Below are 18,176 nucleotides of genomic sequence, written 5' to 3'. Positions count from 1 at the left end.
TTGGAGCGACACACGAGGTTCGAACTCGTGACCTCAACCTTGGCAAGGTTGCGCTCTACCAGCTGAGCTAGTGTCGCATATTCTCAAAGAGAATGGAGGCGCGTCCCGGAGTCGAACCGAGGTACACGGATTTGCAATCCGCTGCATAGCCACTCTGCCAACGCGCCATTCATAAAGAATGATATTCTTTACTAAACCTTAGCGAGCTACCCCGCTGCGGTATGTGGTGTAATTTACTGATTTTACGGACTGAGTCAATGAAAAATTATCACTTTTTATTTAAGTGGTCATTTTCCGTTACATCAACCTAAAAATCAGCCCGTTTCTGATCAAAAACCACCCACAGCAGAATAACAACGCCAAATTTAAAAATCATCAACGCTTGTTTAGTGTGGTTTGTTTTTTTATATGGTGGACTGAGTGTTACATTCTCCGCCCCTAACACATTCTTTTATCATTAGTTCGATTAACCATCTTGCTGATAACTTACATTGAAAAGCAACGACAATACGCATCCTAAAATACCTACCACTAAAGGTAGCGCTGTTCTTTTATCTTCTTCATCCCCTGAATAGGAGGCAATAATTACAGCTAATTATCTGATTTTAAAGCATACCTCTTTAGGGTTATTTAAAGTTGGATTTGATTTGCATCATATTTATTCTACAGAACTCTTAATAAGATTATCGCAATTCACGATGTTGTTAAGAGGATTTATGAGCAAAGTCAAAATAGCGATTATTGGTAACGGCATGGTTGGCCACCGCTATATCGAAGAGCTAATCGATAAAGCTGACATGGATAAGTATGATGTAACGGTCTTTTGTGAAGAGCCACGCGTTGCTTACGATAGGGTTCATCTCTCATCTTATTTCTCTCACCATACAGCAGAAGAACTATCACTCGTTAAACATGGTTTTTATCAAAAGCACAATATTAATGTCTTATTAGGTGAACGTGCGATCACAATTAACCGTAATCAAAAAATTATTTACTCTAATACTGGTCGCGAGATTCATTACGATAAATTAGTGATGGCGACAGGCTCTTATCCTTGGGTTCCACCCATTAAAGGCAATGAATCCAAAGACTGTTTTGTTTATCGAACCATTGAAGATCTTAAAGCAATTGAAGCAACCGCTAAACACAGTAAAAGTGGCGTTGTTGTTGGTGGTGGTCTTCTTGGCTTGGAAGCTGCCGGAGCACTTAAAGCATTAGGTGTTGATACTCACGTTATTGAATTTGCCCCTGTATTGATGGCTGAGCAACTAGACCCTCATGGCGGTGCTCAACTTAGAAAAAAAATCGAACAACTTGGTGTTGTGGTTCATACAGGTAAAAACACCCAAGAAATTATTCCTCAAGGCCAAACTGCACGTAACACTCTCGCTTTTGCTGATGGCACCTCGCTTGAGGTAGATTTCATCGTTTTCTCTACCGGTATTCGCCCGCAAGACACACTGGCTAATAACTGTAACCTAACGTTAGGTCATCGTGGCGGAATTGCTATTAATGATCACTGCCAAACCTCTGATAACGATATTTATGCTATCGGTGAATGTGCATCATGGAACGACATGTTCTTTGGATTGGTTGCGCCTGGCTATAAAATGGCGCAAATTGCTGTAAGCCACTTATTGGGTGAAGCTCATACTTTTGAAGGCGCTGACATGAGCGCTAAGTTAAAGCTATTAGGCGTAAAGGTAGGTAGCATTGGTGATGCTAATGGTCGAACGCCTAACAGTAAAAGCTATGTTTACCTTAACGAACAGCAAGATGTGTATAAACGCATTATCGTTTCAGAAGACGGTAAACAACTATTAGGTGCGGTTTTAGTCGGTGATACTGCTGACTATGGCAACTTATTACAGCTAAAGCTCAACAATATTGAATTACCAAAAAATCCAGACAGCCTAATTTTACCGGCTCATGCGGGCGCAGAGAAACCAGCGATGGGTGCAGATTCTCTTCCTGATAGCGCAGTAATGTGCTCATGCTTTGATGTGACTAAAGGCAAAATTGCAGCAGCTGTTGCTGATGGTCATACAACACTAGGCGAAATAAAAGCGGTTACTAAAGCAGGTACTGGCTGTGGTGGTTGCATCCCTCTTATTACTCAAGTTCTTAATAGCGAACTAGCTAAAGCTGGTATCGAGGTTAAGAATCACCTATGTGAACACTTTGAGTATTCTCGCCAAGAGCTATTTCACCTTATTCGTGTCGAAGAAATCAAATCTTTTGAAGCTTTACTTGCCAAACACGGTAAAGGTTACGGCTGTGAAGTCTGTAAACCAACAGTCGGCTCTATTTTAGCCTCATGCTGGAATGAATACGCATTATCACCACAAAATACACCATTACAAGACACCAATGATGTATTCCTTGGCAACATGCAAAAAGATGGCACTTACTCTGTTATTCCACGTATGGCAGGCGGTGAAGTCACTCCGGCAGGATTATTAGCTCTAGCGCAAATTGCTAACGATTATCAGCTGTACACTAAAATTACAGGTGCACAACGCATTGGTCTATTTGGTGCCCAAAAAGATGATTTACCACAGATTTGGCAACGTCTAATTGATGCTGGTTTTGAAACAGGTCAAGCTTATGCCAAAGCACTACGTATGGCAAAAACCTGTGTCGGAAGCACATGGTGTCGCTTTGGTGTACAAGACAGTGTCGGCTTAGGTGTTAAACTAGAAAACCGCTACAAAGGTATTCGTACCCCTCACAAAATGAAATTTGGCGTCTCTGGTTGTACTCGTGAGTGTGCCGAAGCACAGGGCAAAGATTTAGGCATTATTGCAACCGATGCTGGTTGGAATATGTATGTTGGTGGTAATGGCGGCATGAAACCGCGTCATGCCGATCTTCTTGCCGCCGATCTCGATACTGAAACACTGATTAAATACGTTGATCGCTACTTAATGTTCTACATTCGTACCGCTGATAAATTACAACGTACTTCAACATGGTTAACCAGTTTAGACGGTGGTGTCGAATACCTTAAAGAGGTCATCATCAACGACAAGCTAGGCCTTAATCAACAACTAGAAGCTGATGCTGAAAGATTGATTGCCAGCTATCACTGTGAATGGAAAACCACCCTCAGCAACGAGCAGCAATTAAAACGATTTGCTCATTTTATTAATAGTACCAAACGTGATGATAACGTGGTTTTTGTGCCAGAGCGTGACCAACATCGCCCAGCTACCGTTAATGAAAAAGCCACAACCTTTAACATTTCATTGGAGGAAAAAGCATGAGTCAGTGGATTTCTGTGTGTCAACTTGATGACTTAATTCCAGGTACGGGTATCTGTGCTTTAGTTAACGACCAGCAAGTAGCCATTTTCCGTCCAGATAACAGCGAACAACTGTTTGCTCTAAATAATAACGATCCTTTTGCACAATCAAATGTGCTCTCTCGTGGTCTTATTTGCCAACATCAAAATCAACTCTGGGTTGCTAGTCCACTCAAAAAACAGCGCTTCTCGTTAATTGATGGTCATTGTCTAGAACAGCCTGAGATTAAAGTCGCTTGTTATCAAATTCAAGTACAACAGGGTCAAGTACAAGTCCGTTTGTAATCAGAGCAGTAATGAGTTTGGCGGTAATTGCCAAACTCTTTTGCCATAGGTTGAAACGCAGCATCGTTATCAATCTATGACAAACAGTTTTAATTACTACAGGGAAAACGTATGTACACTGATACCATCAAAAAATGTTCAGCTAATGCCGCTCGTATTGTTGAATTTGCACAACAAGAAAAATTAGGATTTTGGCTAAGTTCTGCTATGGCAGGCGCTTACGTTGGTTTAGGTATTATTTTAATTTTTACTTTAGGTAATATGGTTGATCCTAGTATTAGACCACTCGTTATGGGGGCTACATTTGGTATCGCATTGACCTTGGTCATTATTGCAGGATCAGAGCTTTACACCGGACACACTATGTTTTTAACTTTTGGTGTAAAAACAGGTCAAATTACTATTGCTGATACACTACGTGTATTACCGCAAACATGGATGGGTAACCTTTTAGGCTCTGTCGGTGTTGCGCTATTGTTCTTCTATGCTGGCGGTGGTCATCTTTTAAATGATGGCAACAGCTTACTAAACAATGTCGCACTCGCAAAAACAACGGCACCAGCATCAGTATTACTTTTCAAAGGTATTCTTTGTAACTGGCTTGTTTGCTTGGCAATTTGGATGTGCCAGCGTGTTGAAGGTTCGGCTAAGTTTATTGCTATTTGGTGGTGCTTACTTGCCTTCATCGCATCAGGTTATGAGCACTCAATCGCTAACATGACCATCTTTGCTCTGTCATGGTTTGGTCAACATAAGGAAGTATTCACCCTAGCGGGAATTGGTCATAACTTATTTTGGGTAACGCTAGGTAACACAATTTCAGGTGTTGTATTTATGGGCTTAGGCTACTGGTTCACCACGCCTCGTACCCAACGTCCATATTTGGGATCTGCACAGAAAACAGAACCGCAACAGCAAACCGCTTAATTGACGATCTAAAATAAAAATCAGCCTGGAGCAAATAGAATGACAACCAATGAAACTGTGTTTTCACTGCCAACATCGAAAGAAAAACCTGCTGCTACTAACGGTAAAGTAATACTGGTTGGTGCAGGCCCTGGTGATCCTGATTTGTTAACAGTCAAAGCATTACGTTGTATTCAACAGGCTGATGTCATCGTCTATGACCGCCTTGTATCTAACGAGATTGTTGAGCTATTCCCTCACCATTGTGAGCATATATTTGTAGGTAAAGAAGCGGGCAATCACTGTGTGCCACAAGCTGATATTAACCAAATACTGGTAACACAGGCACTCAGTGGAAAATTAGTAGTGAGGCTAAAAGGCGGCGATCCGTTTATTTTTGGCCGTGGCGGTGAAGAACTAGAAGCCTTATTACCATTTAATATCCCCTTTGAAGTGGTACCTGGTATTACGGCGGCATCTGGCTGTGCGGCTTATTCTGGTATTCCATTAACCCATCGCGATCATGCACAAAGTGTTCAGTTTATTACTGGGCATTTAAAAGAAGGTAAAGATCAAATTGACTGGTCGTCACTGGCTCGCACTAATCACACTTTAGTCTTTTATATGGGGTTAAACCAGAGCCATGTTATTCGCCATAAACTCAGTGCTTATGGTATGTCGCTGGCAACACCTATTGCCATCGTAGAGCGAGGTACCAGTTCACAGCAACGGGTACATACTGGTGATCTAGCACATTTAGAATCATTAGCTAAAGAGGCAGCAAGCCCTGCTCTTATTGTGATAGGCAGTGTTACGACACTCACTCACAATTTAAATTGGTTTCAAGCGAAACAAGAGCTAGAAACACACAGCTATCCTAAAGTTCACCAGTATCAATCACCCCGAAAGGTAAGCTAACGCAATCAAATAAAAAGGCACTTAAATACTTTTAACGACAAAGAGAACACCCTAAGTGCCTTCTTTAAATGCGTATTGTGACCATCATTTTTACAATCGAAACAATCGTTCACCTTAGCGACTAATTAAGAGCAATTCTAATTAAATACTATCGACTAGTAGCCATTTTTTAATGGCTTATTTACGCAACTTCTTTCCAACGATGCAGCAAACTACTTTTTGTTTTTTGCTCTACTAATATCGTCACAAAAAATGCTAAGGCAGCAACAATGATTGATGCATACATGACAGGTACGAGAACAACACCAAAATAATACGTCCACAATACTGCAAGAGCAACAAACCAACCAAATAAGAACATGGTGTTATTAAGAGAAATAGCGATAAGACTTGGTAATTTCACTGATGATATTTGTGGTTTTAAATGTGGCGCTTGTTTTAAGGTATGTGAGCTAAATATCTTTGCGGTAATGAAAGACAATATAGCGCCAAGACCAAACGATAATGATACTGCTTGTCCCCATACTGAGACTTCCGTTGTCGAGATTAAATCTAAAGACATTGGAACATGCAATTTATCCGCGAAAGCATGACAAGCAACAAAATAGTTAATCACCGCATTGATAACCGCACCGATCAGTGAGTCTTTAAATGATATTTTTACAGTATTCATAATAGCAACTTAAAACGGCCGCATAGTGCAGCCGTTAATAATAGAAAAATAAAACCAAGGAGATTAAAAGCTAACTTTATCAGCATCAAAGTAGTAGCGTGCTGGCGCGATATTCATACCGCCCGTAACAGGTAAACAAACACCTGTAATAAAACCGGCGAGATCACTTGCTAAAAAGCTGACTGCATTTGCAATATCTTCAGGCTCACCCATGCGTTTAATTGGCTGAGTTGCTAAGAAATTATCAATAAACTCCTGGTTCAAGTTATTTTTCACAGCATCTGTCGCTATCATACCTGGCAATACTGCATTACAGCGGATACCAAAACTTGCGTATTGAATCGCGATTTGACGGGTCATATGATTAATCGCATTCTTAGCCGTACCATATGAAATACTCGACATTTCAGCACTTAAAGAAGACAGTGATGAAATATTTACAATACTACCACCGCCATGTTTCACCATGGTTGGAATAACTGCTTTTGATGGAATAAATACACTATTAATATTAGCAAGCATATTCTTTTCCCAATCAGTCACTTCTGTATGGGCTAAATCACGATCTTTACGTAAATCAACACCGCCAAAGTTATTGATTAACACATCAATCTTTCCTTCTTTTTCAAGAATAGAATCAATTAACGGCGCGTAAGAATCGTTATCAAAAGCATTAAAAAACATGCCTGTTGCTTTGCCGTTATTTTTCTTAATTTCATCAGCAGTCGCTGTTGCTTCATCAACATTCCAATCAGCAACGTAAACATTCGCACCTTGAGAAGCCAATAACAAGCTACAAGCTTTACCAATACCTTGCGCACCAGCTAGTACTAAAACTGTTTTATTTTGAAACATAAACCACCACCGAACACTGTTTTATTTTAGTGTTATATAATAGCCATTAATAATGAATCTTGCTATAGATACACTAAATTATATAAAAAACACACTTGAAAAAGCTTATCGATACAACTGGAATAACCAAACCATTTTCAAACTACAAATACAAAAAAGGCCTGATAATCAGGCCTTTTCATTACTTGTTTACTAGTGATTTTCTGCGTTCAGCAAATCACCTTTTGCAGCTTTAAGATATTGCACCATTGACCAGTACGTTAGCACCATTGCAATATAAAGCGATGCGTAACCTAGCCATACAACATACTCATGTGGATGCCACAGTAGTAATAATAACGCGAACATTTGTGATGCTGTTTTTACTTTACCTACCCATGAAACGGCAACACTTGCGCGTTTACCTAACTCTGCCATCCACTCTCGTAACGCTGAAATAATAATTTCACGTCCAATCATAGTGATCGCAGGCACTGTCACCCACAACGTGTGGTAATGCTCAACCACCAGCACCATTGCAGTAACAACCATTAATTTATCGGCAACAGGATCAATAAAAGCACCAAAACGGGTTGTTTGATTAAGCTTACGCGCAAGATAACCATCAAACCAATCGGTTACACCAGCAACCCAAAAGATTACCGCAGTAGCAAACGCCGACCATTCATAAGGTAAATAAAAGGCAATAACAAAAAATGGGATTAGAATGAGTCGGATAAAACTTAAAATATTTGGGATTGATAAACGCATAATTTTATTCTTATGTTCAAGATCTGGGCCTAACATACAACCTAGACTACTCTAAAAAAACGAAAAGAGTGTGCCTTTTCTGTAAATTCAACCAATTAAAGTACTGTTGCAATGATGACCTTCAAAGCGACAGACTAACCATGTTGCAATGCATCGACTATTTTTTCCGCTAAAGCTAAACTGATACCAGGCACTTTAGCAATTTCTTCTTTATTTGCTTTTTTCAGTTCTTGCATTCCACCCATGTATTTTAATAAAGCCTGACGCCGTTTAGGTCCAACTCCCTCGACATCTTCAAGTGTACTACGTTTTCTTACTTTTGCTCTCTGGGCACGGTGACCACTGATCGCATGATTATGACTTTCATCTCGAATATGTTGAATTAAATGTAACGCGGGAGAATCACTTGGCATAGAAAATTCTTCACCGGTTACGAAAATTAACGTTTCAAGCCCTGGTTTTCGTGTGGTTCCTTTAGCAACACCCACTAGCATTGGTCGTTTAGGCCACTCAGCAATGTAAGGCTTAACAACATCATACGCTCTTGAGAGCTGACCTCTACCCCCATCTATGAAAATTATGTCTGGAATTTTATCTAATTCCATGTTTTTACTGTATCTGCGCTCTAATACTTGTGCCATTGCAGCATAATCATCACCACCAGTAATACCACTAATATTATAACGTCGGTATTCTTGTTTTAATGGGCCTTCTTGATTAAAGACCACACAAGATGCCACGGTTTTTTCACCCATAGTATGACTAATATCAAAACATTCCATGCGTGAAATAGGTTTTAAGTTCAGTGCTTGTTGTAGTTCAAAGAAACGCTCTTGAATCGTCATGCGATGATTAAGTTTACTGGTTAATGCTGTTGCAGCATTGGTTTGTGCTAGCTGCAAATATTTTGCTCGCGTGCCACGAGGATGATATTTAATCGCAATCTTACGTCCAGCAAGCTCTGACAGCGCCGCTAAAATAGCATCACTATCATCACCAAGTTCTTCACTCAATAATATCAGGCTTGGAATAACTCGTCCTTCCGCTTGATTAAAATAAAACTGAGTAATAAAACTGGATAACACTTCCGTTAATGAAGCATCGACGGGCATTTTAGGGAAATAGCTTCGACTGCCTAAAATTTTACCCTGTCGAATATACAATCCATGGATACACGCCATGCCATTTTGATGCGCAATACCAATAACATCTAAATCATCTTCGTTATCTTGACTAACAAATTGTTGTTCTTGAATTCGGCGTAAAGCTTGGATCTGATCGCGATAGACAGCTGCTCGTTCAAAATCGAGTGCCATGCTGGCCTGCTCCATTTTTTCGACCATGGTGTTGATCACTTGGCGATCTTTACCTTGTAAGAACAAACGCACCCATTGTACTTGTTGCTGATAATCCTCATCAGACACCAAACCTGCAACACAAGGGCCAGAACAACGTCCAATTTGGTACATTAAACAAGGGCGACTGCGGTTAGCATAAACCGAATCTTCACATTGACGGATAGGAAATATTTTTTGCATCAGATGCAAACTTTCACGCACAGCAGAAACATCAGGATAGGGACCAAAATATTCACCTTTACGGCGCTTCGCACCGCGATGAATAGACAGCCGAGGATGTTTACTCGCACTTAACAAAATATAAGGATAGGACTTATCGTCACGCAATAAGACATTATATTTGGGTAAATACTGCTTGATATAATTGTGTTCGAGTATTAATGCTTCGGTTTCTGTGTGGGTAACAGTCACATCCACTTTACAAATATTTTTAACTAACGCGCGCGTTTTTTCCCCGTTAACATTAATACGGAAATAACTGGCTAAACGTTTTTTGAGATCTTTAGCTTTACCAACATAAATGACCTCACCACTGGCGTCGTACATACGGTAGACGCCAGGTTGGTGAGTGACCGTTTTGAGAAAACTTTTGGCATCAAAAACAGTACCATCATCAACATACTCAGACACTACAAAGTCTCAGTATCAAGCATGCCATGACGAATAGCTAGATGTGTTAACTCAACATCACCACTAATATTTAACTTATTAAATAGACGATAACGGTAACTATTCACAGTTTTAGGGCTTAAACTTAATTGTTCTGATATATCGGTAACTTTTTGGCCTTTAGTGATCATCATCATGATCTGTAATTCACGCTCTGACAGTTCTTTAAATGGATTTTCTGAATCGGGCGCGAACTGACTTAGAGCCATTTGTTGAGCAATTTCAGATGAAATATACCGTTGACCGCTATTAACCATACGAATGGCATTTACCATTTCATCTGGCCCAGCACCTTTAGTTAAATAACCTGAAGCACCGGCTTGCATAACTTTGGTTGGAAACGGATTTTCAGTATGAACCGTTAATACAATAATTTTAACATCAGGGTTGAAGCGCAAAATTTTACGAGTAGCTTCAAGACCACCGATACCTGGCATATTCATATCCATAAGAATAATGTCAGCATAATTGCTACGACACCATTTTACGGCTTCCTCACCACTGATGGCTTCCCCTACCACTTTAATACCACGGACATCTTCAAGAAGACGTCGGATCCCTGTGCGAACCAGTTCGTGATCATCTACAAGGAATACATTAATCAAGCTGTATCTCCAATATGATTTGGCTCTGCACCCTGCCACAATGGCGGGACAGCTAACTCACTAATACTTATAATTCTACCTCAACTTCGACATTAACCTCATACTGATTCTGTGTATCAGTGCAAAGTTTCACATAAAGTTAAGACTTGACAGTTTACGGTTATCTATTTTTTACGCGCTGTAAAATAATGACCGTTGTTCGATTATTGTCTATTTTATAATAAAAATAAAGCCCCAAAAAATGCAGATGTTCATATACACCAAATACTACTATAAAAAATAGCCAAATCAGTAATCTATAACACTTTATTAACCTCATTTAGCGAACATAAATTAATGCTGATTATTCTTTAGCCGTCTAGATGTAAAGCATTCCTTTCCTGGTTAGATTACGTTATCATAGCGCCGCTTTTGGTTTCACATTTTAAAATTTACTCCGTTTTCATATTGAAAAGACTTACACCGCTCTTACTTAATAATGGATTATTAGTACTGAGTTACCTTATTAAATAGTGCTTACTATCATACGGTACTCTACTGATTGGCTTGGTCTGTCGAATCTGCAACGCGACGATTACTACCATAAGCATTTCTATAATCCAATTATTGCATTTCATCGATGGCGATATAATGCCTCGATGGCTGAGTTAACAAGGTTAAGTTATGAGTCTTTCTGCTAAAACAGTTGTTGTTATTGCAATTGGTGCAGCCCTATATGGCATTGGTGGTTTACCTATGTTCGGTATTCCTGTTTTTGCTAATACTACACTTAAACCTGCAATGGCAGTTCTCGCCCTATTTGCAGTTCTCTTCGGCCCTTTGGTTGGCTTTCTAGTTGGTATTATTGGTCACTGGGTGACAGATCTATTTGCGGGTTGGGGCGTATGGTTCACTTGGGAACTAGGCTCAGGCATAGTTGGCTTAATTATTGGTCTTTATCCTATTCTTACTCGTGGTCGTTTAGACATGGGACTTTTTTCTAAGCTTGATTTTAGTCTATTTGTCGTGCTTGCCTTCGTTGCCAATGTCGTCGGCTATGGCTGTTCTGCTTTCCTTGATGCGGTACTTTATGCTGAACCATTTACCAAAGTACTGCTGCAACTGGTGATTATTGCATTAAGTAATACTGTTATTATTGCCTTTGTGGGTCACTTAATCTTAACGTCAGTCGCTAAACGTAAGCAGCAAAGCTTCAACCTAAAAGAGGCTTATTAATAATGAGTATTGTCTTTAACAATTTTTCGTTTAAATATTGGGCACTTGAAAACCCAACCCTTAAAAATATTAACCTAACAATAAATAAGGGCGAAAAAATTGCGCTTATTGGCCCAAGTGGTTGTGGTAAATCTACTTTAGGTCAATGCCTTAATGGACTTATTCCCCATGCAATTAAAGGTGATTGCAGCGGCGAGTTATACATTAACGGTAAAAATACTCGCAGCTTAGATCTTGATCATTGCACCAGTATGGTGGGAACAGTATTACAGGATACTGACGGTCAGTTTGTCGGCTTAAGTGTTGGCGAAGATATTGCTTTTGCGCTTGAAAACCAAATGATTCCACAGCAAAAAATGCGGGAAATCGTGCAAGCTACCGCCGATATGGTCGATTTAAACAGTATTTTAGATCACTCTCCTTTTGACTTAAGTGGCGGTCAAAAACAACGCGTGTCTATGGCTGGTGTCATGGTTGATGACGTTGATATTTTATTATTTGATGAACCTCTAGCAAGTCTTGATCCTAAAACAGGTAAAGCGGCAATTGAAATCATTGATAATCTACATCAAGATTCAGATAAAACAGTGATCATTATTGAGCACCGTTTAGAAGATGTATTACACCGCCCTATTGATCGTATTATTATGATGGAGCGTGGTGAAATCATTGCAGATATGACCCCTGATGAACTATTAGCCAGCCCATTATTACAACAACATGGTATTCGTGAGCCATTATATATTTCTGCTATTAAAGCGGCGGGATGTACGATCACAGCAGAAGATAAACCTGCTTATTTTTCAACCATCAATCTTAATAAATTCAAGCCTCAAATTGAAGATTGGTTCCATCAGGTTAAGCAACCACAGCTAGAACCTATCAATGAAGTGCTATTAAGCGTGAGCAACCTTAGCTATTCCTATGATGGGGTTCGCAATACCTTAGATGATGTCAGCTTTGATATTCATAAAGGTGAATTTGTTGCGATTATGGGAAAAAATGGCTCTGGTAAATCAACTATCACTCGCTTAATTATGGGCGTGTTAGAAGCTGATAGCGGCATTATTTCCCTCAATGGTGAAGATTTAGCTAACCAATCCATTTTTGAGCGTAGCCAACGTATTGGTGTGGTGATGCAAAACCCTAATCATATGATCTCACACCATATGATTTTTGATGAAGTAGCATCAGGGTTACGTAACCGTGGTATGGATGAAGCACAGATTAAAATCAAAGTAGAAGCGACGCTGAAACTTTGTGGTCTGGGACGCTACCACCACTGGCCTGTTGATGCATTAAGCTTTGGCCAGAAAAAACGGGTGACCATTGCAACAATGCTGGTGCTAGAGCCTGAATTATTGATCCTTGATGAACCAACAGCGGGCCAAGATTACCATCACTACACGGCGATGATGGCCTTTATTCAAGAACTGAATCAAAAGCTAGGGCTAACTATTATTATTATTTCACATGATATGCACTTGGTACTTGAATATACCCAACGCGCGATTGTGATTGCTGATAATCGTTTACTGACTGATGATAAAGTGAACCATATTTTTAGCCAGCCAGCATTACTGGATCAAGCTAACTTAACCGTTACGAGCTTATATTCATTAGCACAAGCTGTGGGTATTGAGCACATCGATCAATTTATTCGCTGTTTTATTGCCCACGAACTTAAAAATAAATAACCATGAAAAGCAAACATTTAAAATTTGGCATCAGTTATGTCAACACTCACTCTTGGCTGCACGCTTTAAACGGTATTACCAAGTTTGTGTTATTTATGGCGTGGGTAACTATGGTACTGCTCACCTTTGATCTGCGGGTCATATGTGGACTAATCATAGTGGGATTATTGCTATTAAAAGCCACTAAAATTCCATTTGCGGTCTATAAACCCCTCTTAGTCGGTACCACTGTGGTATTATTAATGAATGCTTTATTTATGTTTTTGATTGCCCCTCAGCAAGGCACCGATTACATGCATTCAACCACGGTATTAGTACATCTTTTTGGGCACTACAATATAACCCTTGAGACTGTATTTTACTTACTGACTGTTACCCTTAAATATTTCAGTATGTTCCCGATTGCGTTAGTGTTTGTTTTCACAACTCACCCAACGGAATTTTCAGCCAGTTTGAATAAACTCGGTGTACCTTATCGTATTGCTTATGCAGTAAGCCTAACATTACGATATTTGCCAGAGGTAATGAAAGATTTCACCAATATTATGCATGCTCAACAAGCACGTGGGGTGGATATTTCAAAGAAAGCCCCTGTCATTACGCGTATTCGTAATGTTGCTAAAATTCTGGGGCCACTGATTTTCTCAAGTTTGGATCGTGCTGATGTAATTTCTAATGCGATGACACTGCGTGGTTTCGGTCGTAATAAAAAGCGTACTTGGTATAGTTTAAAACCAATGACCAGAAATGATGTTATTACATTAATCATTATTGCATTGGTGCTTGGACTGGGGATTTTACACCGTTACCAATCAACAACGCTGTTCTGGTATCCGTTCCATTAAGCCGCACTAAAACTGAATTAAAAACCGTCATTTATTGGCGGTTTTTTTGTTTAAACTGTTGTCATCGCTCGCTTAATTACTTTCCCAACACCTTATTTTTAATATTCCTCCTCGTTAACAATATTCACCTCTTTCTCAAATTATAAGAAAAGCAAATTTTTACTTATTGTCACCTTACCTATTTAACCGTACCTTGTGTTAACAAAAAACAAACTCATTGATCATTATATATACAAAACAATGCTTTTTAATTGCTAGTCAGTGTCAAAAAAAGCACTTCATTCATTCATTAATATTAACAAACACAACATCAATACCATTGTGATGAAAAATAACAATTATCACTGTGTAATAATCATGAAAAGGATTTTAAAATGAAACGACTCGCCATTTTTGTCAGTGCGTTAGGCAGTATTTTTTACCCCTCCTTCGCCACCGCAGCTGACAACTTTATTTCTATTGGTACTGGTGGCCAAACAGGGGTTTATTACATTGCCGGACAATCTATTTGTCGCTTTGTAAACCGTACTACTGATACCCATCACATCAAATGTAATGCCCCGACCAGTGGCGGCGGTGTTGCTAATGTAAATGGCCTCCGTAGCCATGAATATAACTTTGGCATCATGCAGTCTGATCATCAATTTAAAGCCCTTAACGGCTTAGCCCCTTTTCAAGATCATGGCAAAATGAACGATATTCGTGCGGTATTTTCTTTGCAAAGTGAAGTATTTACCATTTTGGCTCGTGAAGACTCAGGGATTCATTCTTTTGATGATTTAAAAAACAAGCGAGTGAATTTAGGCAATCCTGGTTCTGGTCAACGTGACACATTTGAGCAAATTTTAGCGGTTAAAAACTGGAATAGTGATGTGTTTAGTTTAGTTTCTGATCTCAAGCCAGCAGAACAAGCCCCAGCAATGAGTGATAATAAAATAGATGCGATGAGCTATTTTGTGGGCCACCCTAATGGGGCCATTCAAGAAGCTTCTACCACTACTGACACCCGTTTAATTGCCGTTACTGGACCTGACATTGATGCACTACTAAAAGAAAAAAGTTATTTCACCAAAGCGATAATCCCAGGTGGTATGTACCGTGGTAACCCTAATGATACCGTGTCTATCGGTGGCAAAGCGGTATTATCGACTAACGCCAATACTGATCCTGAAATGGTATATCAGCTAGTAAAGTCAGTATTTACTAACATTGATCGTTTCAAGCGTCTACACCCTGCTTTTGCTGATCTAAAAGAAACTGAGATGATAAAAACAGGCTTAACAGCACCATTACACGATGGCGCTGTACGTTACTACAAAGAACGTGGCTGGATGTAAATTTCACCGCTAAGCGAGATAATCACTTATCTCGCTTCCCCTTATTTTTGCTAATGAAAATACACAGCATGCCATTGTTTTAATCATATTTTCTGTTTTCATTAGTGTTAACGAGTAAGTGAATACTTATGGCTCAACAACATCTCACCAATGACACAGCCCTTTCAACCGAAGATTTAATCGCCAAAGACGTTGGTGCACGTTTACCAACGGGGATAATGGCAAAAGTTATTACCTTTTTAGCTATTTCATGGTCGCTGTTTCAATTATGGATTGCCTCTCCTCTGCCTTTTATTATTGGCATTGGGGTTTTTAATGATACTGAAACTCGTGCAATCCATTTAGCCTTTGCGCTTATTCTGGCTTTCTTAGTCTTCCCTGCTCGTCATAGTTCAGCGACAGATCGGGTGCCCTACAGTGATATCGCACTTGGTATGATAGCAGCTGCAACCTCTTTATATTTATTTGTTATGTATAATGAGCTTGCTCAGCGCCCTGGCAGCATCACTCAATTTGATTTAGTTATTGCATGTATCGGTTTACCGTTACTGCTAGAAGCTGCTCGGCGAGTATTAGGCCCAGCTTTACCTCTTATTGCCCTTGGCTTTATTGGCTATAGTTTTGCCGGCCCTTGGATGCCAGGGTTACTTGCTCATCGCGGTGTCCAATTTGCTTCACTAGCAAACCATCAATGGATCACGACTGAAGGTGTATTTGGTATTGCCCTTGGGGTATCCACCAGCTTTGTATTTTTATTTGTGTTGTTTGGCGCTCTACTTGAGCGTGCGGGCGCTGGACATTATTTCATTCAGTTAGCTTTTAGTTTATTAGGACACCTGCGTGGAGGCCCCGCTAAAGCTGCAGTGGTTGCATCAGGATTAACGGGATTAATATCTGGCTCTTCAATAGCTAACGTGGTTACCACGGGAACTTTTACCATTCCGATGATGCGAAAAGTTGGCTTTAGTAAAGAAAAAGCCGGTGCAATAGAAGTTGCTTCATCTGTAAACGGTCAGATTATGCCACCAGTGATGGGCGCTGCTGCTTTTTTGATGGTGGAATATGTCGGTATTCCCTATATCGATATTATTAAGCATGCCTTTTTACCTGCCGCTATTTCATATATCACGCTGCTATATATTGTTCATTTAGAAGCGTTAAAACTCGGTATGACAGCCATTGAACCCAAACACCATAAACCTTGGCTAGTACGCCTAACCAGTTTTAGTTTTGCTTGCTTGTTAATTAGTGGTTTTTCATTAGCGATTTATTACGGTTTAGGATGGATAAAACCGCTATTAGGTCATTATGCTGGTTATGTCATTGGAGGGTTATTAGTCGCGGTCTATATCAGCTTACTCAAAGTGGCAGCCAACCACCCGCCATTACCTGAAGACAACCCTGATGCGCCACTGAATGAATTACCTGAAACTCGTAGCGTTTTATTAGCGGGTTTACATTTTATTTTACCTGTCGTGGTCTTGGTGTGGTGTTTAATGGTTGAACGTTTATCACCTGGACTTTCAGCTTTTTGGGGCTCGGTGATGCTAGTGGGTATTATCGTGACGCAACGTCCTTTACTTAGTTTATTACGTAAAGACGGTTATCATTATGGTAATTTTGTTGATGGTAAAAATGATCTGATTGAAGCTTTAATTGCAGGCTCACGCAATATGATCGGCATTGGTATCGCGACGGCAACTGCGGGTATTATTGTCGGTGCAGTTTCTCAAACCGGTGTGGGTTTAATTTTAGCTGATTTAGTTGAAATGCTATCGATGGGTAATTTAATGCTGATGCTAATTTTATCAGCACTATTAAGCCTTATTCTCGGTATGGGATTGCCAACCACGGCGAACTATATTGTTGTTTCTAGTTTATTAGCCCCCGTTATTGTCACCCTTGGCCAACAAAATGGCTTAATCGTTCCTTTAATTGCCGTACATTTATTTGTGTTCTATTTTGGCATTATGGCCGATGTTACTCCTCCTGTAGGATTAGCCTCATTTGCTGCAGCTGCGGTATCAAAAGGTGATCCAATCAAGACCGGTATTACTGCGTTTTATTACAGTTTACGTACCGCGGCTTTACCATTTTTATTTATATTCAACACTGACTTGTTACTGATAGATGTTAGCGTTAGTCACGGGATCATTATTTTTGTTATCGCGACAATTGCGATGCTTATTTTTGCAATGGCAACCCAAGGATGGTTTATTACCCGTAATCATTGGTATGAAAATATCGCACTCTTATTGATTTCATTTACATTATTTCGACCTGGATTTTGGCAAGATTTAATTGTTGAGCCTTATCAAAATATTGCGCCAACACACTTAGTAAGTACCCTTGATAAGCTATCGGCTGGCGATGTTATTCGAATGCGAATTGCAGGTGAAGATGCTATCGGTAAACATCGTGAATTTAGTGTGTTATTCACTGTACCAGACGCTAAAACAGGCCAACAGAAACTTACAAAGCTCGGCATTGAAACCTATCAATATCAAGGTAAGACGCTCATTGATATGGTGACATTTGGCAGCCCTGCAGCAACCGAACAATTGCAATTTGACCAACAAATTGTTGATATTCGAGTCCCTGTTGAGCGTTGGCGAAAAGAGTGGTTATGGTTACCTGCTATTTTACTTTTTGGTGTCATCATCAGAAATCAGCGTCGGCGCTTAATAGTGGCACCGATAGCAGAAACACCATCAAAAACAGCTATCGTATAACAAAAAAAGCCGATCAAACGATCGGCT

14 protein-coding genes and 2 tRNA genes are annotated in these 18,176 nt (G+C 39.8%); 9 read left to right on the top strand and 7 right to left on the bottom strand.

Going from position 1 to position 18,176, the window contains the following annotated elements:
• Position 1: 1 nt before the first annotated feature.
• Positions 2 to 77 (bottom strand) — tRNA-Gly (locus G6R09_RS11930).
• Between the two features lie 16 nt (positions 78 to 93).
• Positions 94 to 167, bottom strand: a tRNA-Cys gene (locus G6R09_RS11925).
• A gap of 549 nt (positions 168 to 716) precedes the next feature.
• On the opposite strand from G6R09_RS11925, the gene nirB reads away from it, so the two are divergent.
• The 4 genes from nirB (at position 717) to cobA (ending at position 5,413) form a co-directional block, all read left to right on the top strand.
• Positions 717 to 3,266 carry a nitrite reductase large subunit NirB gene (gene nirB / locus G6R09_RS11920; protein WP_163922635.1) on the top strand — a complete coding sequence of 850 codons (2,550 nt, stop codon included), beginning with the start codon at positions 717 to 719 and terminating at the stop codon, positions 3,264 to 3,266.
• Positions 3,263 to 3,589, top strand: coding sequence for a nitrite reductase small subunit NirD (gene nirD / locus G6R09_RS11915; RefSeq protein ID WP_163922632.1), 327 nt, complete (start codon positions 3,263 to 3,265; stop codon positions 3,587 to 3,589). The genes nirB and nirD overlap by 4 nt, the downstream gene beginning before the upstream one ends.
• A gap of 111 nt (positions 3,590 to 3,700) precedes the next feature.
• Complete coding sequence (gene nirC / locus G6R09_RS11910) at positions 3,701 to 4,516, top strand: nitrite transporter NirC (protein ID WP_163922629.1); 816 nt, start codon at positions 3,701 to 3,703, stop codon at positions 4,514 to 4,516.
• Between the two features lie 39 nt (positions 4,517 to 4,555).
• Positions 4,556 to 5,413 carry a uroporphyrinogen-III C-methyltransferase gene (gene cobA / locus G6R09_RS11905; protein WP_163922626.1) on the top strand — a complete coding sequence of 286 codons (858 nt, stop codon included), beginning with the start codon at positions 4,556 to 4,558 and terminating at the stop codon, positions 5,411 to 5,413.
• Positions 5,414 to 5,594: 181 nt separating this feature from the next.
• Here the strand turns inward: cobA and G6R09_RS11900 are convergent, their stop codons facing one another.
• The 5 genes from G6R09_RS11900 to uvrY all read right to left on the bottom strand — a co-directional run bounded on the left by G6R09_RS11900 (position 5,595) and on the right by uvrY (position 10,323).
• Complete coding sequence (locus tag G6R09_RS11900) at positions 5,595 to 6,086, bottom strand: permease (protein ID WP_163922624.1); 492 nt, start codon at positions 6,084 to 6,086, stop codon at positions 5,595 to 5,597.
• Positions 6,087 to 6,149: 63 nt separating this feature from the next.
• Positions 6,150 to 6,941: an SDR family NAD(P)-dependent oxidoreductase gene (locus tag G6R09_RS11895; RefSeq protein WP_065168036.1), complete on the bottom strand. Its 792-nt coding sequence runs from the start codon at positions 6,939 to 6,941 to the stop codon at positions 6,150 to 6,152.
• A 192-nt stretch (positions 6,942 to 7,133) separates the two neighbouring features.
• Entirely contained in the window at positions 7,134 to 7,691 is a 558-nt protein-coding gene (gene pgsA, locus G6R09_RS11890; protein WP_065168045.1) for a CDP-diacylglycerol--glycerol-3-phosphate 3-phosphatidyltransferase, read from the bottom strand.
• A gap of 134 nt (positions 7,692 to 7,825) precedes the next feature.
• Positions 7,826 to 9,679, bottom strand: a complete 1,854-nt coding sequence (uvrC, locus tag G6R09_RS11885) for an excinuclease ABC subunit UvrC (protein ID WP_163922621.1) — start codon at positions 9,677 to 9,679, stop codon at positions 7,826 to 7,828.
• A complete protein-coding gene (gene uvrY, locus G6R09_RS11880) occupies positions 9,679 to 10,323 on the bottom strand; it encodes a UvrY/SirA/GacA family response regulator transcription factor (protein ID WP_061000441.1) in 645 nt (214 codons plus the stop codon). Before uvrY ends, uvrC begins: the two co-directional genes overlap by 1 nt.
• Before the next feature lie 663 nt (positions 10,324 to 10,986).
• On the opposite strand from uvrY, the gene G6R09_RS11875 reads away from it, so the two are divergent.
• From G6R09_RS11875 to G6R09_RS11855, 5 genes are all read left to right on the top strand, one after another.
• Positions 10,987 to 11,538: an ECF-type riboflavin transporter substrate-binding protein gene (locus tag G6R09_RS11875; RefSeq protein WP_065168035.1), complete on the top strand. Its 552-nt coding sequence runs from the start codon at positions 10,987 to 10,989 to the stop codon at positions 11,536 to 11,538.
• A gap of 2 nt (positions 11,539 to 11,540) precedes the next feature.
• Positions 11,541 to 13,235 (top strand): ABC transporter ATP-binding protein, encoded by a 1,695-nt coding sequence (locus G6R09_RS11870; protein WP_065168034.1) that lies wholly within the window; start codon positions 11,541 to 11,543, stop codon positions 13,233 to 13,235.
• 2 nt (positions 13,236 to 13,237) lie between these two features.
• Entirely contained in the window at positions 13,238 to 14,080 is an 843-nt protein-coding gene (locus G6R09_RS11865; RefSeq protein WP_065168033.1) for an energy-coupling factor transporter transmembrane protein EcfT, read from the top strand.
• Between the two features lie 374 nt (positions 14,081 to 14,454).
• Positions 14,455 to 15,417, top strand: a complete 963-nt coding sequence (locus tag G6R09_RS11860) for a TAXI family TRAP transporter solute-binding subunit (RefSeq protein WP_065168032.1) — start codon at positions 14,455 to 14,457, stop codon at positions 15,415 to 15,417.
• A 128-nt stretch (positions 15,418 to 15,545) separates the two neighbouring features.
• On the top strand, positions 15,546 to 18,149 hold the full coding sequence (locus G6R09_RS11855) for a TRAP transporter permease (RefSeq protein ID WP_163922618.1): 2,604 nt from the start codon (positions 15,546 to 15,548) through the stop codon (positions 18,147 to 18,149).
• Positions 18,150 to 18,176 lie beyond the last annotated feature (27 nt).

Origin of the sequence: Photobacterium sp. Alg240-V54 (assembly GCF_900537155.1) — a bacterium.
Classification (GTDB): Bacteria; Pseudomonadota; Gammaproteobacteria; order Enterobacterales; family Vibrionaceae; genus Photobacterium.
This window is presented reverse-complemented; position numbering and strand designations above follow the sequence as displayed.

Bases quoted from the DNA above. Each gene is read 5' to 3' on its own strand.
- G6R09_RS11875 (WP_065168035.1), top strand. From the start codon at position 10,987: ATGAGTCTTTCTGCTAAAACAGTTGTTGTTATTGCAATTGGTGCAGCC.
- nirD (WP_163922632.1), top strand. From the start codon at position 3,263: ATGAGTCAGTGGATTTCTGTGTGTCAACTTGATGACTTAATTCCAGGT.
- pgsA (WP_065168045.1), bottom strand. From the start codon at position 7,691: ATGCGTTTATCAATCCCAAATATTTTAAGTTTTATCCGACTCATTCTA.
- G6R09_RS11895 (WP_065168036.1), bottom strand. From the start codon at position 6,941: ATGTTTCAAAATAAAACAGTTTTAGTACTAGCTGGTGCGCAAGGTATT.
- cobA (WP_163922626.1), top strand. From the start codon at position 4,556: ATGACAACCAATGAAACTGTGTTTTCACTGCCAACATCGAAAGAAAAA.
- G6R09_RS11870 (WP_065168034.1), top strand. From the start codon at position 11,541: ATGAGTATTGTCTTTAACAATTTTTCGTTTAAATATTGGGCACTTGAA.
- G6R09_RS11900 (WP_163922624.1), bottom strand. From the start codon at position 6,086: ATGAATACTGTAAAAATATCATTTAAAGACTCACTGATCGGTGCGGTT.
- G6R09_RS11865 (WP_065168033.1), top strand. From the start codon at position 13,238: ATGAAAAGCAAACATTTAAAATTTGGCATCAGTTATGTCAACACTCAC.
- G6R09_RS11860 (WP_065168032.1), top strand. From the start codon at position 14,455: ATGAAACGACTCGCCATTTTTGTCAGTGCGTTAGGCAGTATTTTTTAC.
- nirC (WP_163922629.1), top strand. From the start codon at position 3,701: ATGTACACTGATACCATCAAAAAATGTTCAGCTAATGCCGCTCGTATT.
- nirB (WP_163922635.1), top strand. From the start codon at position 717: ATGAGCAAAGTCAAAATAGCGATTATTGGTAACGGCATGGTTGGCCAC.
- G6R09_RS11855 (WP_163922618.1), top strand. From the start codon at position 15,546: ATGGCTCAACAACATCTCACCAATGACACAGCCCTTTCAACCGAAGAT.